Source organism: Nocardia anocheti (genome assembly GCF_029675105.1).
GTDB lineage: Bacteria > Actinomycetota > Actinomycetes > Mycobacteriales > Mycobacteriaceae > Nocardia.
Genome location: NZ_JAQQFV010000004.1, coordinates 547,978 through 572,965, shown reverse-complemented (window position 1 = coordinate 572,965; position 24,988 = coordinate 547,978). Strand labels below are relative to the sequence as shown.

The following is a 24,988-nucleotide window of genomic DNA, read 5'->3' as shown; positions in this document are numbered from 1 at the left end:
CATGCCTGCCTATGCCCTGTCGGGAACCGAGGTCGGTCCCGCGCGTGCCCGCCTGCTCGGCGTGCTCACCGTGGTGCTCGCGCTGCTCGGCGCGCTCGTGTGGCGGGTGCTGCCCGAGGGCGGTCCCGCCGACGAGATCCGGATCGCGCTGCTCGTCGGCCAGGTCGGGACCGGGGTCGAGCCGGGAACCGAGGTGCGCCTGGACGGCGTGCGCGTCGGCACGGTCGACACCATCGAGATCGCCGGTGTCGGACGACAGCGGATCACGGTGGCGCTGAACGGTTCCCAACTGTTCGGCCTGTCGGATGCCGTGACCCTGGACTACGCGCCCGGCAATCTCTTCGGTATCAGTGCCGTGGAACTGCACTCGCGCGCGGGCGGCACGGTGCTCACCGACGGCGCGGTCGTGGACCTGACCGGTGCCGCCGAGCGGGTCCACGACGCCACCCTCTCGGCGCTGCTCACCGCTACCGGCGCGCTCACCGAGGAGGTGCTGACACCGAAGCTCGCCGCCCTGCTGAGCACCCTCGCCCGCGACCTCCCCGCCTTCACCCCGGTGTTCGAGGCGATCGGCGCGACCACCCGCTCCTACACCGAGACGCGAGAGCTGGCGCCCTCGTTCCTGTTCGCGCAGGTCGGTTCCGCACTGAGCGGCCTCCCGCCGATGCTCACCGGCAGCCTCACCCTGCTCAACGCCGAGTACACCAACGCGTATCTGAGCGTTCCCGACCAGCTCACCCGCTTCGGCGCGATGTTCAATGGCATCCAATACCAGCTGCTACCCACCGTGACCCGCCTGTTCAATACTTCCCGCCTGTACTTCGGCGGCATCCTGCCCATGATCGGGCTGGTGCTCGACCGGGTCGCGGGTTCGGTGCGTGACCCGCAGCGTTCGGCGGGGGAGCTGACCGAACTGCTCACCCGGCTCGACGCCGCCTTCGTCGACACGCCGCAAGGCCCGGTTCTGCGCGCGGGTGTGTCGCTCGACGGTGTGCCCGCGCTGTCGGGGCCGCTGGGCGCGTTGCTCGAGGCGGGTGGACGCTGATGCGGACGGGATCTCTGCTGCTGCGCGTGACGGTGGCCCTGGTGCTGACCGGGGTGGCGCTGGCCGGGGTGCTGCGGGTCATCGAGCGGCCCGTCGACGGCGAGACAGTCACCTACACCGCGCTGTTCACCGATGCCAACGGACTGCGCGGCGGCGATGACGTGCGGCTGTACGGGGTGCAGGTCGGCAAGGTGCTCGGCGTCGATCTCGACGGCGCGCTCGCGCGAGTGCGGTTCACGGTCACGCGGGACCGGGCGCTGTTCGACAACAGCAGGATCGCCCTGCGCTACCAGAACCTCACCGGCTTCCGATATCTCGACGTCCAGCAGCCCGAACAGCCTGCGGGCCGCCGTGATCCGGCGACGGTCTTCGGGACGAACGAGACGGTGCCGGACTTCGATATCACCCGACTGTTCAAGGGTCTACAGCCCGTGCTGGCGGAACTTTCGCCCGATGACCTCGATCGCTTCGCCACCAGCATGCTCGCCGTGATCCAGGGTGACGGCTCCGGTGTGGGCCAGGCACTGGCCGCCATCGACATCCTCGCCCGCTACGCCACCGACCGGCAGGCGGTGCTGTCGACATTGGCGGGCAACCTCGCCCAGGTCGCCGACCACCTGGGCGGCAGGTCGGGCAATGCCATGCGGCTGCTCACCAATCTGACCAACCTGTTCATCACCATCACCGAAAAGCTGCCCGGCCTGGTCGATTTCGCGAACGGCATCCCCGACGTGCTGAAGCCGCTGCGCAGCATGCTCACCGTGTTCGGGGTGACCGGTGCACCCGGACGCGATCTCGATGCCGCACTGCGCCAGGCGTTTCCCAGCCCCGCCGACGCGGTGGTCGTCTTCGACCGGCTGCCCGGCCTCATCCAGGCGATGAGCCGCGCCGTCCCGGCCAGTGGTCCCGGTCTCACCTGCACGCACGGCACCGCCGACGCTCCCGCACCGCTCCAGGTACTCGTCGCCGGTCAGGGGGTCGTGCTGTGTCATCGCTGATCGAACCCCGAGCCGCCGAAATACGCTGGGGGATAGGGGGAATCTGCGCCGCTGTGCTGCTGCTGGTGGCGATCGGCGTCGTGTCCGTCACCGGGACTTCCGCGCAGCGCACCTATGTCGCCGAGCTGAGTCAGGCGGGGTCGGTCCGTCCCGGTGACGATGTACGGCTGGCGGGGATCCCGGTCGGGAAGGTGCGGTCGCTGACCCTGCTGGCCGACCGGGTACGGATGGAGTTCACCGTCGACGCCGAGGCGTTCCTCGGTGACGCGACCACTCTCGACATCCGGATGCTCACCTTCGTCGGCGGCTACTACGTCGCCGTGCTCCCCGCGGGCGACGAGCCCTTGGACGCGAACGTGATTCCGCGTGAGCGGGTGATCGTGCCCTACAACCTGACCCAGGCGTTCCAGGATGCCGTCGACCCGGTCCGGCGCATCGACGGGACGGTGATCCGGCGGGATCTGGCCGCGCTGTCGGCCTCGCTCGAGCGGAGCCCGGACGCCGTGCGCTCGGCCGTGCGCGCCGCCGGTGACCTGGTGACGATCCTGGACCGACAGAGCGCCGACATCTCGCGCACGCTGACGCTGGCCGACGAATACCTCACCGCGCTGGAGGCGAACGCCCAGGTGCTGGCGAATCTGATCGTCACCCTGGGCACGCTCGAGCAGATCATCCAGACCAACAAGACACAGGTCGCCGATTCGCTCCGAGATCTCGCGGTGGTCCTGCGCGATCTCACGCCACTGGGTGTGGCCTGGGACGAATCGCTGAAACAGCGCGCGCGGCCGCTCGCGGATGCCGTTCCCGCGCTGGAAGACCTCGGCGGCAGGCTCGGCACGCTGCTGGACGCCGTGCGCGCGCTGCGACAGAAGCTGCTGCCGCTGCTGCCGCCCGAGGGCGGGGTGCGCGTCGATCAGTCCGGCGCGACGATCGAAGTGCCCGCCCTGTGCGTGCCGCTGCCGGGAGGTGGGTGCTGATGGGGAAGGCCGTGCTGGGTTCGCGTGCGTTCATGTCGGTGGCGGTGGTCGTCACGCTGGTGCTGGTCGGGGCGCTGGGGCTGCGGCTGAGCAGGCCGGACGCGCCGACGCGGGCCTACTGCGCCGAGCTGCCCGACGCCATCGGGCTGTACGAGGGCAGTGCGGTGACGGTGCTGGGCGTGCCGGTCGGCCGGGTCACCGGAATCCGCGTCGCCGGAGCCACCGCCCATGTCGAGTTCACGGTCCGCGCCGACCGGAAGCTGCCGCCCGATGTCGGCGCGGTGACGGTGAGCGACACCCTGGTCGCCGACCGCCGCCTCGCCCTGATCGGCGCCGAACCCACGGGCCCGGCATGGAACCCGGCGAGTTGCATCACCAGAACCCTGACCCCCAAGAGCCTCTCGCAGACCTTCGACGCGCTCGCCCGGCTGGCCGACCAGCTCAACGGCGCCGACTCCACCACGCGCGGCGAACTCGGCGCCGGAATCGACGCACTCGACCGTGCCACGGCGGGCACCGGCGGCCAGATCAACGACATCGTCCTGGCCCTGAGCCGGGCACTGTCCGCCCCGGACGCCGCCATCGGCCACTTCGGCGAACTCCTCGACGCCCTCGCCGCCCTGGCCCAGCGCGCCCGTGGCGGCTGGGGACAGGTGGAGACCACCGTCAGCGGGCTGCCACAGACCTTCGAGGACATCGTCGTCATCGCCTTCCCCCCGATCATCGAGATCGTCGACACCCTCTCGGACCTGCTACCCCAACTCAACGACGTGATCCTGATGTTCGGCGCTCCGGCCCTGCGCGCGGTGAACAGCGTCCCCGACCTCCCGCGCCTGATCGCGGCGGGCGTCGCCTCCCTGTCGGAGGTGATCGCGATGACCCCCACCATCGCCACCGCCCTCACCAGCGCCGTCGACCCCCACACCGGCGCCCTCACCATCGACTACTACCCACCGAAACTCGCCCTGTCCCACCAGGACAGCGACCGGTTCTGTACCGCCCTCGCCGCACTCACCGGCAAGGGCTGCGTGTTCGCCGAGGGCGGCGTGCCCACGATCCCGCCACTGCCCGTGCTGCTCGCGGGGGTGAGTGCCCGATGAGGCGGGCCCTGTTGGCGATGCTGGTCGCGGTGCTGGCCGGATGTGGGTTCGGGCCGGAGGACCTGCCCGTGCCGGGCGCCGGGGTGGACGGGCCGACCTATGCGCTGCGCATCGAATTCGCGAATGTGCTGAATCTTCCCCAGGGCGCGAAGGTGATCGCCTCGGGCGTGCGCGTGGGCAGCCTCACCGGGGTCACCCTGGTCGACCCGACCACCGCCACCGCTGACCACCCGGCCCGGCCGGGGTATGCCGTGGCCGAGGTCGCCATCGACCGGTCGGTGCGGCTGCGGCAGGGCACCACCGCCACCCTGCGTCAGGAGACCCCGCTCGGTGACGTGCACATCGCCCTGACCGAACCCGCTACGGCGACACCGGAACTCGCCCCGGACGCGACCATCCCGCTCACCGACACCACCCAGTCCCCACCGATCGAGGACATCCTCGCCGGACTGTCCACCTTCCTCGGCAGCGGCGCGGTGGGCGACTTCCAGCACATCGTGCGCACGATGAACGGCGTCTTCCCGGACGACCCCCGCGACACCGCCCGCATCGCCGAGATCCTGCGCGGTGACACCATCGACCTCGGCACCCACCTGGACGCCGTCGACGCGCTGCTCGACGGCATGGAGGACACCGTGGAAGACGGCCTCCGACACAATGTGGCGATCCTCGACGAGTTGCTCACCCCGTACGGCGTCGACCACACCACCGAGGCGGTGAACGCGCAGATCGGCGTCATCTTCGTGCTCACCGCCCTCGGCCCGGTCGCGCCCAGCGCGCAGTGGCTCGGCCCGCTGCTGTCCTCCCTCGACGACACCGCCAGGGCCCTGGTCCCGATGCTGCTGGGCCGCAGCCCCCTCGACACCGGCGCGCCCTCGAACATGAAGGCATTGCTCGACCTCATCGCGACGGATCTGGTTCCGTTCGCGCGCGCACCGAAGGTCGAGCTCGCGCTCACCCCGGACGAGCGCGGTGCGCGTGTCGTCGACACCCTGCGGATGATCGGGCTGGTGCGATGAATCTGCGGGCGACGATGTCCCTGACCGCCATCGCGGCCGTGCTGGTCTTCGGCGTGGCCTACATGTCGCTCGGGGTCCTGCGGCTGGGCCCGCGCCTCGGCTACCGCACCGCCGAGTTGGCCCTGGACGAGACGGGCGGGCTCGGCCCCCACGCGCCGGTGCTGCTGGCGGGCGTGCGGGTGGGCGAGGTCGAGTCGGTACGTCGACAGGCCGACGGGGTGCGGGTGCGCCTGCGCGTCGAGGACCGCTACCGCATCCCGCTGTCCGGCACGGTCCGCATCGAACAGCTCTCCGCCCTCGGCGAACCCTATGTCGCCTTCGCGCCGGAATCCGGCGACGGCCCCTATCTCGAAGACGGACAGGTGATTCCGGCCGATCGCGTCCACCCGCCGATGACCGTGACGGCGCTCTCGGCCCGGCTGGTGACGCTGCTCGACCAGCTCGACCCCGCAGCGATCGCCCGCCTGGTCGGCACCGTAGACCAGGCCCTGGCCGGAACCGACACGGCGGTGCGTACCCTGCGACGCTCCTCGACCCTGCTCGCGGCCACCCTGCTCAGCCGTACCGCCACCATCCGCCAGCTGCTGGCCGACATGCAGGCGCTCGGCGGGGACATGGCCTGGCTGGGTCCGTCGCTGGGGTCGGCGGGCCCGAACTTCGGCGAATTCGGCGTCACCCTGAGCGCCATCGTCGAATCCGGTTCGGCACTGGTCGAGAGCAGGCCCCTGGACGACTACTTCACCGGCGACGGCCTGGTGCCCTTCCTGGACCGGCTCACCACGCTGATCACCGAGATCGGCCCGAGCCTCGCGCCGCTGGAACAGGTGCTCGGCCCGGTCGTCGCCGACGCGGTGCGTCGGACACCGGTCATCGACATCAGCACGCTCATCACCCAAGCCCTGCAGAACGTCGACGCCGAGGGCACCGTGCACTTCCGGCTCGGCGTCAAATAGCCCGATCGAGGAACGCCCATGCCTGCTGCCACCACCCCGCGACCGCGCACCGTCTCCCTCCGGCTCTCGACCGTGCCGATCGTGATCGCGCTCGTCACGCTGACCCTCGCGACCGCCACCTTCGCCTGGCTCTACCTCGCGGCCAGGGGAACCATCGCCGAGCGCGACGCCCGCGCCGCCGACGACCGACACGTCACCCAGCTCGCCACCGACTACGCCGTGGGCGCCTCCACCATCGACTACCGCGAGGTGCCCGCCTGGCTGGGTCGTCTCAAGACCGGCACCACCGGACAGCTCGCGACAAAATTCGACGCCACCGCACCGCAATTGGAGCAGATCCTGCTGCCACTGCAATGGACCTCCACCGCCACTCCGCTCTCGGCCGCGGTGGTCTCGGAGTCCGGGGGCGTCTACCGGGTGAACGCCTATCTCGACGTCGTCTCCACCAGCGCGCAGACCCCTGAGGGCACCCGCGCCACGGTCGCGTACGCGCTGACCATCGACCGTGGGGCGGGCTGGCGGATCACCGAGGTCGGCGGACTGCAGAACACGCTGCCCACCAAATAGGGCTCAGTAGGCGATGAACAGGATCTCGTCGGGGGTGTAGTCGTGGCCGGGATGATTGGCGGCCAGGTGCTCCTGGGTCAGCGCGATGAGGTTCTCCTCGTCGGTGCCGCGGATCTGTTCGCCGCAGGGGCAGTTCAGGCGGGTCTTCATGCTGCTCTCCTTATTTCTGGACAGTAGTCCGGATTGTATTCCAGGTGGTGTGCTAGCGTCACCGCATGGGTGCTGTGGACGAGATCTCCGCCGAGGCCAGCGAGCTGTTCGCGTTCGCCGAGCGGGTCACCGGATTCATGCCCGCCGACGAAGGCCGCGCCCTCTACCGGGCGGCCCGCGACCACGCGGGTGACGGCCTCATCGTGGAGATCGGGACGTACTGCGGGAAGTCGACCGTCTACCTCGGCGCCGCCGCGCGCGAGACCGGCGCGGCCGTGATCACCGTCGACCACCACCGGGGCTCGGAGGAACACCAGCCGGGCTGGGAGTATCACGACGCGAGCCTGGTCGACCCGGAGACCGGCGTCTTCGACACCCTGACGGCCTTCCGGCGCACCATGATTCGCGCGGATCTCGGCGAGACCGTCACCGCGATCGTCGGCTCGTCCTCGGCCGCCGCGCGGATCTGGCGCACACCGATCCGCCTGCTGTTCATCGACGGCGGCCACACCGAGGACGCCGCCCAGCGCGACTACGACAACTGGGTGCACTGGATCGCCGGTGGGGGCCTGCTCGCCATTCATGATGTGTTCCCCGATCCCGCCGACGGTGGTCGTCCGCCCTTCCATATCTATCGTCGCGCACTCGACAGTGGCAAGTTCCGCGAAGTCTCGGTCACCGGGTCGTTGCGGATCCTGCAACGCGAAGCGGCCTGCGGCTGACCGGTCAGCGAGCGTCGCGGAAGATGCCGTTGCCCGCGCTGGTGCGCGAGAGGGCGTCGGCGGCCAGGACCACAGCGGCCGCGGTCCAGGTGGTGCGTTCGACCGGCCAGCGTTGGCCGTCGGTGAAAACCAGTCCGGTCCAATAGGACCCGTCGTCCTCACGTAGGTGCTGCATGGCGGTGAACAGCCGGGTGGCGTTGGCGGTGTCGCCGATGGCGTCCAGCGCGAGCACCAGTTCGCAGGTCTCCGCACCGGTCACCCACGGGGCGTCGGACACACAGCGGATGCCCAGGTCGGGGACCACGAAGGTGTCCCAGTGCTCGGCGAGCCGGTCGTGGGCGGCCGCGCCGCGCACCGCGCCGCCGAGCACCGGGTAGTACCAGTCCATCGAATAGCGGCTCTTGTCCAGGAACGCCTGGGGATGCTGGCGCAGCGCGTGTCCGAGCCGGGCTCGGGCCGCCGCCCAGTCGGGGCGGGGGTCGCCGACGAGTTCGGCCAGGGCGACCGCGCATCCGAGGCTGTGGAAGACGCTCGAACAGCCGGTCAGCAGGGCATCGCCGGTGGACCCGGATTCCCCGGCCGACCAGTGGATCTCGCCGCGCTCGGTCTGCCAGCCGAGCACGAAGTCGATTCCCGCGCGCACCGTCGGCCACAGCTCGACCGCGAAGTCGTGGTCGCCGGTGACGGCGAGCGCGTGCCGGATACCGGTGGCCAGGTAGGCGCAGAAGTTGGTGTCGGCGTCGTGGTTCTCGATCGTGCCCGCACGCAGCTGCGTCGGCCACGACCCGTCGTCACGCTGGGTCTTGGCCGACCAGATGTAGGCCGCGCGGGCGACATCCCAGTGGTCGGTGACCGTCAGCGCCATGGCCGACTCGATGTGGTCCCACGGGTCGGTGTGGCCGCCGGGGAACCAGGGCAGCGCGCCATCGGGTTCCTGTGCGGCGGCGATGGATTCGCCCGTGCGCCGGATCTCCCGCGCCGACAGGACACCGGGCAGGGCGGGGAGTTCAGCGGGCATCGGCGTGTTCCGGCTTGGTGAAGTACAGGGCGACGGACTTGCCGATCAGCGGGTTCAGCAGGCGTTCGGCGGTGCGGGTCAGGGTCGGCGCGGACATCATGTCCCACACCAGCATCCGGTGATAGGCGCGGACCAGGGGATGGTCGTCGTCGCGGACGCCGACCGCGCATTTGAGCCACCAGTACGGGGAATGCAGGGCGTGGGCGAAATCCTGGTCGCGGTAGCGCAGACCACGGGCGGTGACGGCGGCGCGGAGTTCGTCGGCGCGGTAGATGCGCACGTGCCCGCCCTCGTTGGCGTGGTACTCGTCGGACAGCGCCCAGCAGATGCGTTCGGGCAGCCAGCGTGGGACCGTGACCGCCAGGGCGCCACCGGGTTTGAGCACCCGTGCGAGTTCGGCGATGGCCCGCTCGTCCCGGGGGACGTGCTCGAGGATCTCCGAGGCGATGACCACATCGAATTCGCCGTCACCGTAGGGCAGGTCGAGCGCGTCACCGCGCACGGTCTCGGCCTTGGCGTAGTCCGGGACCTGGCCCTCGGCCGCCATGGCCTCGAACATCACCGCGACCTCGGCGAGGTCGTCGGCGTTCTGGTCGAAGGCGACGATGTCGGCGCCGCGCCGGTACGCCTCGAAGGCGTGTCGGCCCGCGCCGCACCCGACATCGATCACCCGGGTGCCGGGGCCTACGCCCAACTGGTCGAAGTCGACGGTCAGCACGATGCCTCCTGGAGACGGTGGTGACCGGCGATCGCCCGGTCGTAGACGGCGACGGTCTGCGCGGCGACCGCGGGCCAGCTGAACCGGGCCAGCGCGCGCGTCCGGCCCGCCGCGCTCAACCGCTCACGCTGGTCGGCGTCGCGCAGCAACTCGCCGAGGACCTCGGTCATCGCTGGCACGTCACCGGGGTCGACCAGCCGGGCGCAGTCGCCGACGACCTCGGGGAGCGCGCCCGCCCGGCTCGCGACCAGGGGCGTCCCGCTGGCCATGGCCTCCACGGCGGGCAGCGAAAACCCTTCGTACAGAGAAGGAATGCAGGCGATCTCGGCCGAGGCCAGCAGTTCGGCGAGCTGTTCGTCGCACAACCCGCTGACCGGCGTGACGATATCGGCCAGGCCCAGTTCGGCGATCAGTTTCTCGGTGGGCCCGTTGGGTTCGAGCTTGGCGACCAGCCGCAGTTCGACCTCGTGGGAATGCCGCAGTCGGGCAACGGCATCGAGCAGGTGCGCGATGCCCTTGAGTGGCTTGTCGGCACTGGCGACGGCCACGATCCGCCCCGGCACCCGGGGCGTCGCGCGCGGTCGGAACAGCGTGGTGTCGACGCCGAGTGGAACCGTGTGCAGCCGTGCGGGGTCCACGCCGAAGTCGGTGGCGATATCGGCGGCCGAGGACGCCGAGACTGTGATCAGTTCGGGAATCCGGCGGGCCACCCGCTGCTGCATGCCGAGGAAGCCGTACCAGCGCCGCACGAACAGCTTGCGCCGCCAGGGCGCGGCGGCGAGGTCGACCGCGCGGTCGCGGGTGATCGGGTGGTGCACCGTGGCCACCAGGGGGAATCGCCCGGCGATGTCGAGCAGGCCGGAGCCCAGGCACTGATTGTCGTGCACCACATCGAAATCCGCCGTGCGCGCGGCCAGCAGCCGGGCCACGCGCAGGCTGAAGGTACGCGGTTCGGGGAACCCGGCGGTCCACATGGTGGCCAGTTCCAGCAGGTCCACGCGGCCGCGCAGTTCGCTCGGACGCGGGGTGCGGAACGGGTCGTCGTCGCGGTAGAGGTCCAGGCTGGGCACCTTCGTCAACCGCACGCGGGGGTCGAGGTCCTCGGGATAGGGCTGGCCGGAGAACACCTCCACCCGGTGACCGAGGTCGGCCAGGCCCTGGCTCAGATACCGGACGTACACACCTTGACCACCGCAGTGCGCCTTGCTCCGATAGGACAGCAGCGCTATCCGCATCACGACCCCGTTCCGCTCGCGTAGTCGACCTGCCAGTGTTTGACGCCGTTGATCCAGCCCGACCGTAGCCGTTGCGGCTCGGCCAGCTGGGTCAGATCGGGCATCACCTCGGCCACGGCTTGCAAGATCAGGTCGATCTCGAGCCGGGCCAGATTCGCCCCGACGCAGAAGTGCGCGCCGGTCCCGCCGAAACCCAGGTGCGGATTGGGATCGCGCAGGATGTCGAAACGGAACGGCTCGTCGAAGGCGGCCTCGTCGAAATTGGCCGAACTGTAGAACAGGCCGAGGCGCTGGCCAGCGCGGATGTGCTGGCCGCCGAGTTCGGTGTCGGCGGTCGCGGTGCGCTGGAAGACCGTCACCGGGGTAGCCCAGCGCACGATCTCGTCGGGCGCGGTGCGCGGGCGCTGCCGCCGGTAGAGCTCCCACTGGTCCGGATGGTCGACGAACGCCTTCATGCCGTGGGTGATCGCGTTGCGGGTGGTCTCGTTGCCCGCCACCGCCAGCAGGATGACGAAGAAGCCGAACTCGTCGGAGCCGAGGGCCTCGCCGTCCAGGTCGGCGTGCACGAGCTTGCTGACGATGTCGCCGGTGGGTTCGGCGCGCCGCTGTTCGGCCAGGTTCCAGGCGTAGCCGAGGAGTTCGGCGCTGGCCTGGGTGGAGGCGTCGGTGGTGGTGGCGTCGCCGTATTCCGGGTCGTCGTAGTTGAGCATCTGATTGGACCAGTCGAACAGCGTGCGCCGGTCCTCCTGCGGCACCCCGAGGAGTTCGGCGATCGCCTGGAGCGGCAGCTCGCAGGCGACCTGTTCGACGAAGTCGCCGCCCCCGGTCTCGGCGGCGGCGCGCACGATCGCCGCCGCGCGCTCGGTCAGCGCCGCGCGCAACCCCTCGACCGCGCGCGGGGTGAAGCCCTGGGAGATGATCCGCCGGATCTTGGTGTGTCGGGGCGGGTCCATGTTCAGCAGCAGCGCGCCGGTGAGCTCGATCTGTTCGGGGGTCACCTCGCCGGGCAGCCGGATGACCGAGCCCTTGCGCCGGGAGGAGAACAGCGCGGCATCGCGGGAGACGGCTTTGATGTCGGCGTGGGTGGAGACCACCCAGTAGCCGCCGTCGCGGAATCCGCCGGACTGCGCGTCGGTCTGGGCGTTCCACCACACCGGGGCGGTGCGGCGCAGTTCGGCGAACTCCGCGACGGGATTGCGGGTGGCCCACAGGGCCGGGTCGGTGAAATCGAATCCGGGTGGGATCACGGCCTGGCTCCTCGCCGCGCTCAGCGCTGCCTGCGGCGGTAGCGCACCCGGCAGGGTTGCTGGAGCTGCACCACCATCTTGGAATGATCGTTGCGGTAGGTCTGCGGCGGCTGGGACAGCTCGAACTCCCAGTCCCGCAACAGGATCGAGAAGATCGCCTTGAGCTGCATGAGCGCGAACGGCGCGCCGACGCAGCGGTGTCGGCCCGCGCCGAAGGGAATCCAGGTCCAGCGGTTGACGATGTCGTCCTGGCGCGGATCGAGATAGCGGCCGGGATCGAAGGTGTCCGGATCGGGGAAGTCCTCGGGAATCCGGTTGGACACCGCGGGCGTGGCCGCCACCATGTCACCGGGGGCGATGCGGTGCCCGCACACCTCGAACTCGGCTCGCGCCACCCGCATCAGCACGATCAGCGGCGGGTGCAGCCGCAGCGTCTCCTTGAGCGCGGCCTCCAGCTTCGGGATCTGGCGCAGCGCGTGGTGACTCACGTCGGCGCCGTCGGCGTAGAGCTCGTCGAGTTCGGTCACCACCCCGGCCAGCGTCTCGGGATGACGCAGCAGTTCGATGATGGTCCACGCGGCGGTGCCGGAGGTGGTGTGGTGCCCGGCGAACATCATCGAGATGAAGATGCCGGTGATCTCACTGGCCGAGAAGCGCGGTACGCCCTGCTCGTCGGTGATCGACACCAGCACGTCGAGCATGTCCCGATCGTCTTTGCCCGCAGGGGGATTCGCGACGCGCTGGTCCATGATCGCCCGCACCAGCTCCACCAGGGCGGCCCGCGCGGCATCGCGGCGGGTGAAACTCTCGATGGGGGCGTAGGGGTCGACGTAGGCCAGCGCGTCGGTGCCCTGCTCGAGCTCGTGGTAGAGGTGGGCGAACCGGCCGTCGAGCTGATCGCGGAACTTGCGGCCGATCAGGCAGGCCGAGGAGGTGTAGATGGTCAGCTCGGCGAAGAACTCGAGCAGGTCGATCTCGCCCGCGTCGTCCCAGCCCGCGACCATCCGGTCCACCTCGGCGGCGATGGTGCCCGCGTGCCCGCGCATGTGGTCGGCGCGCAGGGCCTGGTTGTGCAGCATCTCCTTGCGGCGTTCCGGCGGCGCGTCGAACACCACGCCCTCGCCGAAGATCGGTTTCATGAACGGGTAGGCGGCGCCCTGATCCAGATCGTCGTCACCGGCCCGGAAGAAGAACTCGTTGGCCTCGGCGCCGGAGAGCAGCACCACGTCGCGACCGGCGAGCTCGAAGGTGCCGACATCGCCGCATTCCGCGCGTACTCGGCGCATGAGCGCGATCGGATCGGTGCGGAATTCGCCGAGGTGCCCGTGTTCGTCCGCGCCGCCGGACACGCGCCGAGGTTCGACCAGCGTCATGGGGAGATCCTTCCCGGAATACTGTCCAGATATGTGATGGACATGTGTCTGGACAGTACTACGGTTACCGGGTCCGCGACAAGGTTCGCGCGGTCAGTGCTCGCTGGACGGATCGGTCAGCAATCGCCGCGCGCACGCGGCGAGCAGGTCGGCGACCTGGGCATAGGAGAGCAGGCCCATGCCGCCCTGGAGCAGCGCGCCGGAGTACAGCAATTCGAGCGCGGCCAGGCGCTCGGGGTCGGGGCCGCCGAGGGCGTCGCCGAGTCTGCGCCGGATCTCCTTGCCGATGCGCAGGCGCAGGTGGCGCACATCGGGGTCGTCGCCGAGTAGCGCGCTGCTGACCGCGCCCGCCAGCGCGGGTTCGTCGGCGACCAGCATCGACACCTCGCGCAGGACCGCGACCACGCGCGTGGCCGGGTCGTCGGCGGTGTCCGTCGGGGTGGGCAGGGCTACCAGGCGACGCCAGTAGACCTCCGAGATGAGGTGTTCCTTGGAGGAGAAGTAGGTGTACGCGGTGGCGGTGCCGACCCCGGCCTCGGTGGCCACCAGCCGGATGGTGGTGCCCGAGTAGCCAGCCCTGGCCAGGACGCGCACCGCCGCGACGGTGAGCCGGTCGACGGTGTCGGCCTGCTTCTCGGTCAGCCGTCGCCGGGTCGCTTCGATGCCGGTCGGCGCGTTGTCGGACATGTGTCCGGATATTACTACAGTCAGTTGTACAGACAACGGTGGTCGTCATGGTCTATATTCCGAACACCTGTCCAGACACCGTATCGGAGTCTTGCTATGAACGGCCTCGTCCCCGCCGGAGGCACGCCCCTGCTGATCGGCGGCACGCTGATCCCGGGTGGGTCCGGCGTCTTCCCGACCGTCGATCCCGCCACCGAGGAGGTGCTCGGCTACGCCGCCGACGCCGCGCCCGCCGACATGGACGCCGCCATCGCCGCGGCCCGCACCGCCTTCGACGAGACGGACTGGTCGCGCGATCCGGCGCTGCGGGCCCGCTGCCTGCGTCAATTGCGCGAGGTCATGACCGCGCACCTGGAGCCGCTGCGCGAGCTCACCGTCGCCGAGGTCGGCACCCCGATCATGCTCACCAGCGGACCGCAGCTGGAGGGGCCGATCGCGGACCTGTCCTACGCGGCCGACCTGGCCGAGAGTTACGAGTGGGAGACCGATCTCGGCACCAGGGACCTGATGGGGGTGGCCAGCAGGCGGGTCATCCGGCGCGAGGCGGTCGGCGTGGTCGGCGCGATCACGCCGTGGAACTTCCCGCACCAGATCAATCTGGCCAAGATCGGTCCCGCGCTGGCCGCCGGGAACACCGTGGTGCTCAAGCCCGCGCCGGATACGCCGTGGTGCGCGGCAGTGCTCGGACCGCTCATCGCCGAGCACACCGACTTCCCGCCCGGGGTGCTCAATATCGTCACCTCCTCCGATCACGCGCTCGGCGCCCAACTGGTCACCGATCCGCGCGTCGACATGATCACCTTCACCGGCTCCACCCGCACCGGGCGAGCGGTGATGGCCAGCGCGGCGGCCACCCTCAAGCGCACCTTCCTCGAACTGGGCGGCAAGTCCGCGGCCATCGTGCTCGACGACGCCGATATCGCCGCGGCCGCCAGCTACACCGCGTTCACCGTGGCGGTGCACGCCGGTCAGGGCTGCGCGCTCACCACCCGGCTGCTGGTGCCGCGCGAGTCCTACGACCTCGCCGTGGCCGCGGCGGCGGGCGCGATGGCCGGACTCGCCGCCGACGACCCGCGCAAGCCCGGAACCGTCTGCGGTCCGGTGGTGTCCGCGCAGCAGCGCGCACGGGTCGAGCGCTATCTCGAGATCGCGAAGGCCGAAGGTGGACGCGTCGAGACCGGCGGCGGCAGGCCAGCGGGCCAGGATCGCGGGTTCTTCGTCGAGCCCACGGTGATCAGCGGGCTGGACAACTCCGCGACCGTCGCGCAGGAGGAGATCTTCGGCCCGGTGCTGGTGGTGATCGCCCACGACGGCGACGCCGACGCGGTCCGGCTGGCCAACGAATCACCGTACGGGCTCTCGGGTTCGGTGTGGGGCACCGATCCGGACCGGGTGAATGCCGTGGTCAGCGGCGTGCGCACCGGGACGATCAGCGTCAACGGCGGGCTCTGGTACCACGCCGACGCGCCCTTCGGCGGCTACAAGCAATCAGGGATCGGCCGGGAGATGGGCGTCGCCGGTTTCGAGGAATACCTCGAGACCAAGGTCGTCGCCACCCCCGCCTGACCCACTCGAAACACGCAGGAGCTGAACACCATGGCACGTTTCACCGGCCGCACCGCGATCGTCACCGGCGCCGCACAGGGGATCGGCGCGGTCTACGCCGAGGCGCTCGCCGCCGAAGGCGCGAATGTCGTCGTCGCCGACCTCAATGCCGAACGCGGGGAGGAGGTGGTGAAACGGATCGTGGCCGACGGCGGCAGTGCGGTCTTCCGGCGCGTCGATGTGGCCGATCCGGATTCGGCGGCCGCGCTGGCGGAGTTCACCGTCGCCGAGTTCGGGGCCATCCACCACCTGGTCAACAATGCCGCCATCTACGGCGAGATGAAGCTGGACCTGCTGCTCACCGTGCCGTGGGACTACTACAAGAAGTTCATGAGCGTGAACTTCGACGGCGCGCTCAATGTGACGCGGGCGGTGTGGCAGCCGATGATCGCGGCGGGCGGCGGGTCGATCGTCAACCAGTCGTCCACGGCGGCCTGGCTCTACTCCGGCTTCTACGGGCTGGCCAAGATCGGCGTCAACGGACTCACCCAGCAGTTGGCCACCGAGCTGGGCGGTTCGCGCATCCGGATCAACGCCATCGCGCCCGGACCCATCGACACCGAGGCCACCCAGACCGTCACGCCGGGAAACCTGGTGAAGGACATGGTCTCCCGCATTCCCATCAAGCGGATGGGCACGCCGCAGGACCTCGTCGGCGCGTGCCTGTATCTGCTCTCCGACGAGGCGAGCTGGGTCACCGGGCAGATCCTCAATGTCGACGGCGGGCAGATCATCCGATGAGCGAGGACACCGCCGACGTGCCGGTCGGATTCATCGGCCTGGGCAATATGGGCGCGCCGATCGCGCAGCGGCTGCTGGAGTGGCCGGGCGGGCTCACCGTCTGCGATGTGCGGTCCGAGGCCGTCGAACCGTTCGCCACGGCGGGGGCTCGGGTGGCCGCCGACCCGGCCGAGCTGGCCACACACGCGCGGGTCGTCTGTGTGACGGTGATCGACGACGCCCAGGTGCGCGAGGTCGTCACCGGACCGGCGGGAATCCTGCGAACCGCGATGCCGGGCACGGTGATCGCGGTGCACTCGACCATCAGCGACCGGACCGCCGGGGAACTGGCCGAACGCTGTGCCGAGCAGGGGGTGGAGTTCGTCGACGCGCCGGTCAGCGGGGGTGGGCCGGGGGCGACCAGCGGCAGGCTGGCGGTGATGATCGGCGGCAGCGCGGCGGCGCTCGCGCGGGTACGCGGGCCGTTCGGGTGCTTCGCCGATCTGGTCGTGCACGCCGGGGAGGTGGGCGCGGGCACACGAATGAAGCTGGCGCGCAATCTGTTGCACTTCGTCTCCTTCACCGCCGCTACTGAGGCACAACGGCTGGCCGAGGCGGCCGGACTGAGTCTCACCGCGCTGGGCAAGGTGGTGCGGCATTCCGACGCGGTCACCGGCGGACCCGGCGCGATCATGCTGCGCGACACCGCCGCTCCGGTCGAAGAAGACGACTTCTGGTTCCCGATCCTCGGCCACGTCCGCGACCTCGGCGAGAAGGATCTCTCGCTCGCCCTCGACCTCGGCGAGCGACTCGGCGTCGACCTGCCACTGACTCGGCGGGCCCGCGCCGACCTGGCCGCCGGACTCGGCGTCGCCCCACCCGCCCTCGACAAGGAGACACGATGAGCACCAACGGTTCCACGCCCGACGCGGCCAGGCAGCGCGGGCTGGACAAGATGAGCGAGGTCTACGGCTGGGAGTTCACCGACGGCCCCGGCGACTACTTCGCCGTCACCGCCGATCACCTCTTCGGCGAGATCTGGTCGCGCCCGGCGCTGACGGTGCGCGAACGGCGCCTGCTGCTGCTCGGCGCGCTGACCGCGCAGGGCCACCTCGATGTCGCCGAGATCCAGATCGGGGCGGCATTGCGCAACGGGGAGCTCTCCGAGGAGCAGTTGCGCGAGGTCGCGCTGTTCCTGTGCCACTACGTGGGCTGGCCCGCTGGCACGAAGCTCGACGGCGCGGTGGGCAGGGTCCTCGCGCAGGAGCGCAAGAAGAAGTAGCCGCGCACCGGACGTGGGTCACCGCCACGGGGGTGGGACAGAGTACCATCCGGACGCATGTCCGAAAGCGATTCCATCAATGTCGAAGCGACCCGGCGGCGGCTCAGCGGTAAACAGGCCGACACCGTCGACCGGCTCACCCGGGCCGCGCTGGTGGTGCTGGCGCGCGATGGGTTCGCCGGGATGACGATCCGGCTGGTCGCGGCCGAGGCGGGCGTGGCCACGGCGACGGCCTACACCTACTTCTCCTCCAAGGAACACCTGGTCGCCGAGATCTTCTGGCGGCGGCTGGTGGCCTCGCCCTCGCCGGTCAGCGAGGATCCCGACGCCACCGTGCGCGTGCTCGCCGAGCTTCGCAATATCGCACTGCTGGTGGCCGACGAAGAGGAACTCTCCGGCGCGGTCACCAGCGCGCTGCTGGGACATGATCCCGACGTCGAACACCTGCGCACCCGCATCGGTATCGAGATCCGCGCCCGGCTCGTGCGCGCGCTGGGTCCGGAGGCCGACGACGAGATCGTCGAACTCCTGGAGATCATCTACGCCGGTGCGCTGGTGCGGGCCGGGATGGGCTACGAGTCGTACTCGCAGATCGCCGACCGGATCGAACGGGCCGCGCTGCGTATCCTGCGCCCCGCCTGAACGATTCCGGTCTCAGGCCGGGGTGTCCGCGCGCCGGGCGCGCGTGCCGAGGGGGACGGCGTAGGCGGCGCCGTCGCGGATGCCGAATTCGAAGCGGCAGGGGAACAGCGAGGGCAGACCGGTCGCGCGCAGGTCGTAGTTCGCGGCCAGGGTCTGCATCGCCCAGTTCTGCAGGGAGTCCGGTAGTCGCAGGGTGGTGCCGTCGACGGTGCGGACATAGGCCTGCGTCCGTTCCCCGTCGACGGGCAGGGGATTGCGCAGACCCACCGCGCCGATCTCGAGGATCCGTCCGGCGGTGTGCGACGAAGCGACGCTCGGCAAATCCAACTCGATGTCGTCCATGCCGGAAACGGTAGCGCAGCAACTATTCAGGGAACATCGAAATCGCGTCCCCTTGACCGAAGTTCGCACACGCTGCGAAGGCCCCCGCCGCACCCCTTCGCCGTCACACCATCGCAAAGAACAGGCAAGGTTCCCGTTCCTGGACCTTCATCGGCGGGCCGTCGCGCCGTTCTCGGCACGCCATCGGACCGGGCGATGCTCGCTGCGAGCCTTCGAGGCGATCTTGCTCGAACCTGATGAGGGGAAGTATGAGAATCAACCGCTCCAACGGCGCGCGTGCGCTGGGCGCCACCGCGGCCGTCGCACTCGCACTCGGTGGTTTCGCCGCCGGTACCGCGGGCGCCGATGCCCACGTTCCGCTGCCGGACGGCCAGCGCGACGGTCCCGGCGTCACCATCACGCGCACCGGTGAGCACGCCGTGATCTCGCCGTCGCTGGCGGCCAACGGCGCGGGCCGGGTGGCCTGGGTCTCGGGCACCGTCACCGCCGATGTCACCGCCACCCCTGAGGGCGAGGTCGGCCCCTACAACGGTCCCGCGGGCAAGGAGGGCTCCAACAACTCCTCCACCCACGGTGCCTCCCAGCTCAACACCGGCTACATCATCGGCTGCCAGGTGGCCATCGGTGACGACGCCATCTCCGCGGGCATCTCCGGCGGCATCGACCTGTCCGGCGGCAGCCTCGGCGGCTCGGTCGGCCTCGACATCGGGCCCGGTGAAGTCAAGTTCGTGCAGATCGAGAAGAAGGACATCCTGAAGGCGGGCGTCTACTCGGTCGAGTACCAGGACGTCGAGATCGAGGTCCAGGGCTGCGGTGGTTACGCGCAGGCTCGCTCGTACTCCGTCGTGGAGATCATCGGCGACCACTACTCCAAGACCACGCTCTACGGTGCCCCGTTCAGCATCGGCTGAGCCCACCGACCCATCGATGACGAGGAATGACATACATGATCGACCGTAAGAATGTGGCGCGGCTGGCCGGTGTGGTCGGTGCCGCCGCCGTGACGTTCGGGCTGCTGTCCACCGGCGCCGCGAACGCCGACACCTTCGTCCCGTTGCCCGGTGGCGAGATCGTCAAGACGCTGTCCGACGGCACCGTCGTCACCGTGCGGCTGGTGGGCGAGTCGGCCAACATCAACCCGTCGATGGGCTCGACCCCGGTGCACCGCAACGTGTGGGTCTCCGGCAGCGCGCAGGTCGAGGTCGCGGGCGAGAACGCCGAGGGCGGCAAGATCTACCCCGGGTATGTGGTGGGCTGCCAGGTGAACATCGACGGCGGCGGCGTCGAGGGTGGCGTCGAGGGCGAATCCAGCTGGGACGGCGAGGATGTCAGCGTCGGGGCCAGCAGCGGTGCCGAACTGAGCCTGGGCCCCGGCCAGGCCACGTCGTTCTACGTGCTCGACATCGAGAAGGCCGACGACTACGGCAACGAGGACCACGGCACCAACAACAAGTTCAAGGGTGACTCCGGCTCGGTGACCTGGGCCGACTCCACCATCGGCCTGAGCGGCTGCGCGGGCTACGCCCAGGCGCGCGCGTTCGTGAAGGTGAAGGTCGAGACCGCCAACGTGAATTCGGTGGTCACGCTCTGGGGCCAGCCGTTCAGCATCGGCTGACCCGGTAGGGGACACAGCGGCCCGGCGCCACGTGCGCCGGGCCGCTGCCGTGTCCGGCGACACCCTCATCGTGCCTCGGCACCGGTAGAGGATGGCCAGCCATCATTGCGTCGGGCCGGGCGGCTGGTTTGCGATCTCGTGACGATCGGGGAGCAGAGCCGGGAGGGTGACGACGAAACGCGCGCCGCCGCCGGGACGTTCGGTGCACGACAGGCCGCCCTGATGTCCGGCGACGGTCTCGGCCACCAGGGCCAGGCCGATGCCGGTGCCCGCGGTGGTGCGCGAGGCGGTGACGAACCGGTGGAAGATCCGCTCCCGGTCCGCCAGCGGCACACCGGGCCCCGCGTCGTCGATGGTCACCCGCAGGTCGGCGCCGTCGCGGTCGACGGTGACGCCCACCAGCCCGCCGCCGTGGCGTTCGGCGTTGTCGAGCAGATTCACCAGGGCGCGTTCGAGTTCCATCCGTCGTCCACGTATCCGGTCCTCGGAACGCACCGTCAGCAGTTCGGGCGCGGTGCCGCGTCCGGCGAGCAGATGGGTGAGCAGTTCGGCGGGCGAGAGCGGCGCGACATCGGAGCGGTGGATGCCCGCCTCGGCGCGGGCCAGGGCGAGCATGTCGTCGAGCAGCCTGCGCAGGTAGGTCGTCTCCTCCACCAGCAGACCCAGTGCGGCGCGGGGCCGTTCGGAGAGTTCGTCGCGATGTCCGGCCAGGACGGTCGCGGTGGTGGTCAGTGTGGTCAGGGGCGTGCGCAGTTCGTGGCTGAGATCGGAGACCAGGCGTCGCTCGTGTTCGATGCGGCGCTGGAGCGAGTCGACCATGGCGTTGAACGAGTCGACGGTGGTGGACAGGTCGTCGTCGGCGGTGCGCGGCAGCCGCAGATCGTGTTCGCCCGAGGCGATCCGCGAGGCGGTGCCCGCGACCTGGCGCAGCGGGCGCAGCACGTGCTGGGCCGCCCAGGCCCCCAGCGCCGCGGCGACGGCCACGGCGACGATCGCGCAGGCCAGCACGATGGTGCGCAGCATCCGCATGGTCGAGACGAGTTCCTGCAGTGGCGCGTATTCGTAGAGCACGGCTCGGGTGTCCACGCGCGCGCCCGCTCGCAGGTAGGGCTGGCCGCCGACGCGGACCTCGGTGGCCTCGATCGGGTGTCGGCCGATCACCTCGGCCAGCGGCGGGGGCGCGACATCGCTGCCGACGATGGTCCACTCGTCGTCCCAGCGCAGCAGGGCCATGGTGCCGGTGGGCAGGTGCAGGGTCTGCAACGCCTGCTCCCCGGTGACACCGAGCTTGTCCAGCCGCAGCCGCAACAACTCCGCGTGCACACCGGCGGCCCGCTCGACGGTGCGAATACGCTGCGACTCCATGTAACTGGTGCTGATCCCGTACACCGACCCGGCCAGCACCACCGCGAGCAGACCGGCGCCGACCACGAACGCGGCCATGACGCGACCCCGCAGACCACGGAATCGCGAGGGTAATCGGCCGCGCGCGTCAGGGCCGGACATCGAGGCGGTAGCCGAGCCCGCGCACGGTGACGATCAGGCGCGGGTCGGCGGGATCGCGTTCGATCTTGGTGCGCAGGCGGCGCACGTGCACGTCGACGATGCGTTCGTCGCCGAAGAACCCACGGTCCCAGATCTTGTCGAGCAGCACCTGCCTGCTCAGCACCAGGCTGTCGTTGGCGGCCAGTTCGCACAGCAGCCGGAACTCGGTGAGCGTGAGGTGCACGTCGTGGCCGTCGAGCTGTACCGAGCCGCGCTCCTGGCTCAGTACCAGCCGCCGCTCGGCGTCGAGGACCAGTTCGGTGCTGTCGCGTTCGATCGCGGTGCGGGTGCGTCGGCGCAGCGCCCTGATCCGCGCGGTGAGCTCTTTGACCTCGAACGGCTTGGTGACGAAGTCGTCGGCGCCCGCCTCGAGCGCCGCGACCACGTCATGGGTGTCGTCGCGCGCGCTGACCACGATGATCGGCACGTCGTGATCGCGGCGGACCTCCCGGATACAGCTGTAACCGTCCATCCCGCCGCCGAGCATGAGGTCCACGATCATCACATCGGGCACCCCGTGTGCCCGGACCTGATCCAACGCGACCTCGGCGATCTCCGCCTCGGCGACGACGTACCCTTCGTCTTCCATCGCCAACCGCAGCGACGTCCGAACCCGGGTGTCGTCCTCCACGATCATCAACTGTGCGCTCATAACAAATGCCTCCGGTCCCGCATCCCCACCGTAGCGGGCGCGGGCGGCGGCCCGGTTACGCGATGGCGAAGCGCAGCAGGGCCTGGCGGTCGCCCTGCTTGATCTTGCCCTTGCGGTCGAGGACCTCGAGCTGCCAGACCGGGCCGTTGCGGAAGGCGCGGGCGATGGCGTTGGCGTTCTCCGCGCCGAGCAGCGAGGGCCAGATGTCGGCCACCGGCTGGCTGTCGGCGCCGGTGGCGTCGTAGATCTTGAACGAGACGTTGTTGGCCTTCTCGAAGGAGCTGCCCTTCTTGAACGCCGCGGCGACGAAGACGATGGAGTCGATGGGCGCGGGGACGTCGGCGAAGGTGACGTGCACGGTCTCGTCGTCGCCCGCGGCGGCGCCGGTCTGTTCGTCACCGCTGTGCAGTACCGCGCTGTTGCCGATGGGGTCGAGGGAGTCGAGTCCGGCGAAGCGCACCGGCTCGCCGCCCTGCAGCAGCACGGCGATCAGGTCCAGGTCCACCCCGCGCTTGCGCCGGGCGATGCCGAGCAGGCCGCCGCTGGAACCGGCCGACGGGTCCCAGCTCACCCCCACGCTCATCTTGGTGATGCCCGCGAGATCGGCCGCGCCGTCTTCTTTCTTGAGAGTGATCACGCTTCGAGGCTACCGACTTCCGGCGGTGACGGTGGCGGCCAAGGGAATTCACCACCACCCGAGAATCGGTCGCAGCGCGCGGCCCAATGCCCCGGCGAGCGACCGCGAATAGCTGGCGGTGAGGTGATGTTCGTCGTGGTAGATCAGGGTGTTGCCCTCGGCGACCGCGCACAGCGTGGGACGGCAGACCGCGTCGCTGAGGTCGATCGGGAACACGCTCGGAAAGCGCGAAGCCGGTTCCCGCTGTGGGCTGATCGGGCTGAGCGCGTCGATCCGGCGCATCCCGCAGCTCGCGCGGTCCCCACCGGCGGCCAGGCAGTCGGCGGCGCGATAGCGCACGGTGCCGCGCCGCAGCCACGGGGTGTCGCGCACGGTGATCACGTTGAGGCCCTTGGCCGACAGCGCCGACCAGACGTCGAGGTACTCGGCGGGGGTCTCGTCGCCGCCCTCGTCACGCGGGCGGGTGCCGATGGTGAACACCCAGTCCGGGCGGTCGGTGCCGAGCCGGTCGATGACCTCGCGCGACCAGTCCCGGCAGTCCGGAATCGGTTCGCCGACGGCGCTGGCGTCCTCGGCGACGGTGAGCGGGCAGCCCATCTTCAGATACACCTGGACGCGGAAGGAGTGCTCGGCCGCGAGCACCTGCAGTGCGGGCAGCCAGTGCTCGGCGTGCGAACTGCCCACCAGCGCGAGGGTGCGCTCGGCGTCGGGGTCACCGTAGACACAGGTGATCACCTCGCGGGTGTCCCAGTCCGCGATGCAACCGTCGACGGTCGGCGGTGGCAGATCGCTGGGCGCGTCCAGCACGCTCGGGCGCATCGGCTCGTCCGGGACCGGCGCACCGGCCGCCAGCGCCTCGGCGCCCGGATACGCCTCGATCGCGAGTTCGGCCGTGGTGACCGGGGTTTCGGAGCGCACCACGCCGTACTGCCACACCGAGGTGACGGCCAGCATGGCGACCAGCAGCACTGTCACCGTCGCGCCCGCCAGCTGCCGGGGCAGCGCGGCCCCGACGCCCGGCCTGCGCAGCGGTTCCTCGATCCACCGGTGGGTCAGCCAGGCCAGGCCCAGCGACACCGCGATCACCCCGCCGCCACCGAGCAGATCGATCTCGGCGTCGCCACGATCGGCGAGGAAGAAGATCAGGATCGGCCAGTGCCACAGGTACAGCGGATAGGCGATGTCGCCGAGCCACCGCGTCACCGGGTGGGCCAGCAGCCGGTTCGGGCCGGTCCACGCGGTGGCGGGCACCCCGTTGACCGACAGGATCACCGCCGCCGCCGCACCCACCGGCAGCAGCGCCCACGGCCCGGGAAAACGGTTGGCGCCGTCGGCGATCAGCCAGCCGCACAGCACCACCCCGGCCACCCCGAGCAGCGCGGCGATCCCGCGCAGCCAGCGCGGCAGCGACACCCACGGCGCCACCACGGCCAGCGCGGCACCGACGGCGAGTTCCCAACCGCGCGCGGCGGTGTCGTAGTAGTTCCAGCCCTGATGGGTCGCCGCGCCTGCCATCGCGTACTCGAACGACAGCACCGCCGCCGCCACCACGATCAAGCCAACCAGCGGCCGGATCGCGCCCGGCCGGGACAGTCCCGCGCACACCCGCGCCACCAGCGCGACCACCACCAGCGCCGCCAGATAGAACTGCCCCTGCACCGACATCGACCACAGGTGTTGCAGCGGGCTCACCGACGGATCGGCGGCCAGATAGTCCGCCCAGCTCAGCGCCAGTTCCCAATTCTGGTGGTAGAACAGCGAAGCCACCGTCTGCCCCGCGATGGCCGACCATTGCGTGTAGGGCAGCAGCAGCGTGGTGGCCACGACCACCGCCGCCAGCACCACCGCCATGGCGGGTACCAGCCGACGCACCGTGCGCCGCAGCACCGACCACTCCCACGCCGTCTCCCCGCGTTCGGCGCGGCGCAGCAGCAGCCCGGTGAAGAAGAAGCCCGACAGCACCAGGAACACGTCGACGCCGCCGGAGACCCGGCCCATCCACACGTGGAAGACCACCACCAGGGTGATGGCCAACCCGCGCAGTCCGTCCAGATCGGCGCGGTAGGAGTGCGTCGCCGCTGGGACCGCGGTGGCCGGACCGGACCCGGTGACCGTCACCGGCGCGAACACGACGCTGCG

General features: G+C 70.3%; 27 protein-coding genes. 15 read left to right on the top strand and 12 right to left on the bottom strand.

Going from position 1 to position 24,988, the window contains the following annotated elements; genetic code table 11:
• Nucleotide 1 precedes the first annotated feature (1 nt).
• Genes QC180_RS13695 through QC180_RS13665 form a run of 7 tightly spaced genes read left to right on the top strand, consistent with a single transcriptional unit; the run spans nt 2 to nt 6,659 of the window.
• Entirely contained in the window at nt 2–1,045 is a 1,044-nt protein-coding gene (locus QC180_RS13695; RefSeq protein WP_278263073.1) for an MlaD family protein, read from the top strand.
• Nucleotides 1,045–2,043, top strand: coding sequence for an MlaD family protein (locus QC180_RS13690; protein ID WP_278263072.1), 999 nt, complete (start codon nt 1,045–1,047; stop codon nt 2,041–2,043). The genes QC180_RS13695 and QC180_RS13690 overlap by 1 nt, the downstream gene beginning before the upstream one ends.
• 53 nt (nt 2,044–2,096) lie before the next feature.
• Entirely contained in the window at nt 2,097–3,020 is a 924-nt protein-coding gene (locus QC180_RS13685) for an MlaD family protein (RefSeq protein ID WP_278263071.1), read from the top strand.
• Nucleotides 3,020–4,120, top strand: a complete 1,101-nt coding sequence (locus tag QC180_RS13680; protein ID WP_278263070.1) for an MlaD family protein — start codon at nt 3,020–3,022, stop codon at nt 4,118–4,120. The genes QC180_RS13685 and QC180_RS13680 overlap by 1 nt, the downstream gene beginning before the upstream one ends.
• The gene (locus QC180_RS13675) at nt 4,117–5,139 is read left to right on the top strand and encodes an MlaD family protein (RefSeq protein WP_278263069.1); all 1,023 of its coding nucleotides are present in this window, start codon (nt 4,117–4,119) and stop codon (nt 5,137–5,139) included. Before QC180_RS13680 ends, QC180_RS13675 begins: the two co-directional genes overlap by 4 nt.
• Nucleotides 5,140–5,153: 14 nt before the next feature.
• The gene (locus tag QC180_RS13670) at nt 5,154–6,092 is read left to right on the top strand and encodes an MlaD family protein (RefSeq protein WP_278263068.1); all 939 of its coding nucleotides are present in this window, start codon (nt 5,154–5,156) and stop codon (nt 6,090–6,092) included.
• A gap of 18 nt (nt 6,093–6,110) precedes the next feature.
• Nucleotides 6,111–6,659 carry a hypothetical protein gene (locus QC180_RS13665; protein WP_278263067.1) on the top strand — a complete coding sequence of 183 codons (549 nt, stop codon included), beginning with the start codon at nt 6,111–6,113 and terminating at the stop codon, nt 6,657–6,659.
• A 3-nt stretch (nt 6,660–6,662) separates the two neighbouring features.
• Here the strand turns inward: QC180_RS13665 and QC180_RS13660 are convergent, their stop codons facing one another.
• Complete coding sequence (locus QC180_RS13660) at nt 6,663–6,809, bottom strand: DUF1059 domain-containing protein (RefSeq protein ID WP_278263066.1); 147 nt, start codon at nt 6,807–6,809, stop codon at nt 6,663–6,665.
• Nucleotides 6,810–6,874: 65 nt separating this feature from the next.
• Here QC180_RS13660 and QC180_RS13655 point away from each other — a divergent pair, with 65 nt between their 5' ends.
• Nucleotides 6,875–7,531 carry a class I SAM-dependent methyltransferase gene (locus QC180_RS13655; protein WP_278263065.1) on the top strand — a complete coding sequence of 219 codons (657 nt, stop codon included), beginning with the start codon at nt 6,875–6,877 and terminating at the stop codon, nt 7,529–7,531.
• Between the two features lie 4 nt (nt 7,532–7,535).
• On the opposite strand, the gene QC180_RS13650 is transcribed toward QC180_RS13655, so the two are convergent.
• The 6 genes from QC180_RS13650 to QC180_RS13625 form a co-directional block, all read right to left on the bottom strand.
• Nucleotides 7,536–8,549 carry a prenyltransferase gene (locus tag QC180_RS13650; protein ID WP_278263064.1) on the bottom strand — a complete coding sequence of 338 codons (1,014 nt, stop codon included), beginning with the start codon at nt 8,547–8,549 and terminating at the stop codon, nt 7,536–7,538.
• Entirely contained in the window at nt 8,539–9,267 is a 729-nt protein-coding gene (locus QC180_RS13645) for a class I SAM-dependent methyltransferase (RefSeq protein ID WP_278263063.1), read from the bottom strand. Before QC180_RS13645 ends, QC180_RS13650 begins: the two co-directional genes overlap by 11 nt.
• Nucleotides 9,261–10,502 carry a glycosyltransferase family 4 protein gene (locus QC180_RS13640; protein ID WP_278263062.1) on the bottom strand — a complete coding sequence of 414 codons (1,242 nt, stop codon included), beginning with the start codon at nt 10,500–10,502 and terminating at the stop codon, nt 9,261–9,263. Before QC180_RS13640 ends, QC180_RS13645 begins: the two co-directional genes overlap by 7 nt.
• Complete coding sequence (locus tag QC180_RS13635) at nt 10,502–11,749, bottom strand: cytochrome P450 (RefSeq protein WP_278263061.1); 1,248 nt, start codon at nt 11,747–11,749, stop codon at nt 10,502–10,504. The genes QC180_RS13640 and QC180_RS13635 overlap by 1 nt, the downstream gene beginning before the upstream one ends.
• A 20-nt stretch (nt 11,750–11,769) precedes the next feature.
• Nucleotides 11,770–13,122: a cytochrome P450 gene (locus tag QC180_RS13630; RefSeq protein WP_278263060.1), complete on the bottom strand. Its 1,353-nt coding sequence runs from the start codon at nt 13,120–13,122 to the stop codon at nt 11,770–11,772.
• Nucleotides 13,123–13,215: 93 nt separating this feature from the next.
• A complete protein-coding gene (locus QC180_RS13625) occupies nt 13,216–13,809 on the bottom strand; it encodes a TetR/AcrR family transcriptional regulator (RefSeq protein WP_278263059.1) in 594 nt (197 codons plus the stop codon).
• A 96-nt stretch (nt 13,810–13,905) separates the two neighbouring features.
• Here QC180_RS13625 and QC180_RS13620 point away from each other — a divergent pair, with 96 nt between their 5' ends.
• Genes QC180_RS13620 through QC180_RS13600 form a run of 5 tightly spaced genes read left to right on the top strand, consistent with a single transcriptional unit; the run spans nt 13,906 to nt 18,058 of the window.
• Complete coding sequence (locus QC180_RS13620; RefSeq protein WP_278263058.1) at nt 13,906–15,375, top strand: aldehyde dehydrogenase; 1,470 nt, start codon at nt 13,906–13,908, stop codon at nt 15,373–15,375.
• Nucleotides 15,376–15,405: 30 nt separating this feature from the next.
• Nucleotides 15,406–16,155 carry an SDR family oxidoreductase gene (locus QC180_RS13615; RefSeq protein WP_278263057.1) on the top strand — a complete coding sequence of 250 codons (750 nt, stop codon included), beginning with the start codon at nt 15,406–15,408 and terminating at the stop codon, nt 16,153–16,155.
• Entirely contained in the window at nt 16,152–17,039 is an 888-nt protein-coding gene (locus tag QC180_RS13610) for an NAD(P)-dependent oxidoreductase (RefSeq protein ID WP_278263056.1), read from the top strand. Before QC180_RS13615 ends, QC180_RS13610 begins: the two co-directional genes overlap by 4 nt.
• Nucleotides 17,036–17,416, top strand: a complete 381-nt coding sequence (locus QC180_RS13605) for a carboxymuconolactone decarboxylase family protein (RefSeq protein WP_278263055.1) — start codon at nt 17,036–17,038, stop codon at nt 17,414–17,416. The genes QC180_RS13610 and QC180_RS13605 overlap by 4 nt, the downstream gene beginning before the upstream one ends.
• Before the next feature lie 57 nt (nt 17,417–17,473).
• Nucleotides 17,474–18,058: a TetR/AcrR family transcriptional regulator gene (locus QC180_RS13600; protein WP_278263054.1), complete on the top strand. Its 585-nt coding sequence runs from the start codon at nt 17,474–17,476 to the stop codon at nt 18,056–18,058.
• A gap of 12 nt (nt 18,059–18,070) precedes the next feature.
• Here QC180_RS13600 and QC180_RS13595 read toward each other — a convergent pair whose 3' ends face one another.
• Nucleotides 18,071–18,400 carry a hypothetical protein gene (locus QC180_RS13595; RefSeq protein ID WP_278263053.1) on the bottom strand — a complete coding sequence of 110 codons (330 nt, stop codon included), beginning with the start codon at nt 18,398–18,400 and terminating at the stop codon, nt 18,071–18,073.
• Between the two features lie 248 nt (nt 18,401–18,648).
• Between QC180_RS13595 and QC180_RS13590 the strand changes: the two genes are divergently transcribed.
• On the top strand, nt 18,649–19,311 hold the full coding sequence (locus tag QC180_RS13590; RefSeq protein ID WP_278263052.1) for an MspA family porin: 663 nt from the start codon (nt 18,649–18,651) through the stop codon (nt 19,309–19,311).
• Nucleotides 19,312–19,346: 35 nt separating this feature from the next.
• A complete protein-coding gene (locus tag QC180_RS13585; RefSeq protein ID WP_278263051.1) occupies nt 19,347–20,015 on the top strand; it encodes an MspA family porin in 669 nt (222 codons plus the stop codon).
• A 102-nt stretch (nt 20,016–20,117) separates the two neighbouring features.
• Here the strand turns inward: QC180_RS13585 and QC180_RS13580 are convergent, their stop codons facing one another.
• From QC180_RS13580 to QC180_RS13565, 4 genes are read right to left on the bottom strand one after another with little or no spacing between them, the layout of a single operon-like run.
• A complete protein-coding gene (locus QC180_RS13580; RefSeq protein WP_278263050.1) occupies nt 20,118–21,458 on the bottom strand; it encodes a sensor histidine kinase in 1,341 nt (446 codons plus the stop codon).
• 49 nt (nt 21,459–21,507) lie between these two features.
• Complete coding sequence (locus QC180_RS13575; RefSeq protein ID WP_278263049.1) at nt 21,508–22,212, bottom strand: response regulator transcription factor; 705 nt, start codon at nt 22,210–22,212, stop codon at nt 21,508–21,510.
• Between the two features lie 55 nt (nt 22,213–22,267).
• The gene (locus QC180_RS13570) at nt 22,268–22,849 is read right to left on the bottom strand and encodes a TerD family protein (RefSeq protein WP_278263048.1); all 582 of its coding nucleotides are present in this window, start codon (nt 22,847–22,849) and stop codon (nt 22,268–22,270) included.
• A gap of 48 nt (nt 22,850–22,897) precedes the next feature.
• Nucleotides 22,898–24,967, bottom strand: coding sequence for an acyltransferase family protein (locus QC180_RS13565; RefSeq protein ID WP_278263047.1), 2,070 nt, complete (start codon nt 24,965–24,967; stop codon nt 22,898–22,900).
• Nucleotides 24,968–24,988: the final 21 nt, after the last annotated feature.

Bases quoted from the DNA above. Each gene is read 5' to 3' on its own strand.
- QC180_RS13695 (WP_278263073.1), top strand. From the start codon at position 2: ATGCCTGCCTATGCCCTGTCGGGAACCGAGGTCGGTCCCGCGCGTGCC.
- QC180_RS13690 (WP_278263072.1), top strand. From the start codon at position 1,045: ATGCGGACGGGATCTCTGCTGCTGCGCGTGACGGTGGCCCTGGTGCTG.
- QC180_RS13680 (WP_278263070.1), top strand. From the start codon at position 3,020: ATGGGGAAGGCCGTGCTGGGTTCGCGTGCGTTCATGTCGGTGGCGGTG.
- QC180_RS13675 (WP_278263069.1), top strand. From the start codon at position 4,117: ATGAGGCGGGCCCTGTTGGCGATGCTGGTCGCGGTGCTGGCCGGATGT.
- QC180_RS13670 (WP_278263068.1), top strand. From the start codon at position 5,154: ATGTCCCTGACCGCCATCGCGGCCGTGCTGGTCTTCGGCGTGGCCTAC.
- QC180_RS13665 (WP_278263067.1), top strand. From the start codon at position 6,111: ATGCCTGCTGCCACCACCCCGCGACCGCGCACCGTCTCCCTCCGGCTC.
- QC180_RS13660 (WP_278263066.1), bottom strand. From the start codon at position 6,809: ATGAAGACCCGCCTGAACTGCCCCTGCGGCGAACAGATCCGCGGCACC.
- QC180_RS13655 (WP_278263065.1), top strand. From the start codon at position 6,875: ATGGGTGCTGTGGACGAGATCTCCGCCGAGGCCAGCGAGCTGTTCGCG.
- QC180_RS13650 (WP_278263064.1), bottom strand. From the start codon at position 8,549: ATGCCCGCTGAACTCCCCGCCCTGCCCGGTGTCCTGTCGGCGCGGGAG.
- QC180_RS13640 (WP_278263062.1), bottom strand. From the start codon at position 10,502: ATGCGGATAGCGCTGCTGTCCTATCGGAGCAAGGCGCACTGCGGTGGT.
- QC180_RS13630 (WP_278263060.1), bottom strand. From the start codon at position 13,122: ATGACGCTGGTCGAACCTCGGCGCGTGTCCGGCGGCGCGGACGAACAC.
- QC180_RS13625 (WP_278263059.1), bottom strand. From the start codon at position 13,809: ATGTCCGACAACGCGCCGACCGGCATCGAAGCGACCCGGCGACGGCTG.
- QC180_RS13620 (WP_278263058.1), top strand. From the start codon at position 13,906: ATGAACGGCCTCGTCCCCGCCGGAGGCACGCCCCTGCTGATCGGCGGC.
- QC180_RS13615 (WP_278263057.1), top strand. From the start codon at position 15,406: ATGGCACGTTTCACCGGCCGCACCGCGATCGTCACCGGCGCCGCACAG.
- QC180_RS13610 (WP_278263056.1), top strand. From the start codon at position 16,152: ATGAGCGAGGACACCGCCGACGTGCCGGTCGGATTCATCGGCCTGGGC.
- QC180_RS13605 (WP_278263055.1), top strand. From the start codon at position 17,036: ATGAGCACCAACGGTTCCACGCCCGACGCGGCCAGGCAGCGCGGGCTG.
- QC180_RS13600 (WP_278263054.1), top strand. From the start codon at position 17,474: ATGTCCGAAAGCGATTCCATCAATGTCGAAGCGACCCGGCGGCGGCTC.
- QC180_RS13595 (WP_278263053.1), bottom strand. From the start codon at position 18,400: ATGGACGACATCGAGTTGGATTTGCCGAGCGTCGCTTCGTCGCACACC.
- QC180_RS13590 (WP_278263052.1), top strand. From the start codon at position 18,649: ATGAGAATCAACCGCTCCAACGGCGCGCGTGCGCTGGGCGCCACCGCG.
- QC180_RS13585 (WP_278263051.1), top strand. From the start codon at position 19,347: ATGATCGACCGTAAGAATGTGGCGCGGCTGGCCGGTGTGGTCGGTGCC.
- QC180_RS13580 (WP_278263050.1), bottom strand. From the start codon at position 21,458: ATGGCCGCGTTCGTGGTCGGCGCCGGTCTGCTCGCGGTGGTGCTGGCC.
- QC180_RS13575 (WP_278263049.1), bottom strand. From the start codon at position 22,212: ATGAGCGCACAGTTGATGATCGTGGAGGACGACACCCGGGTTCGGACG.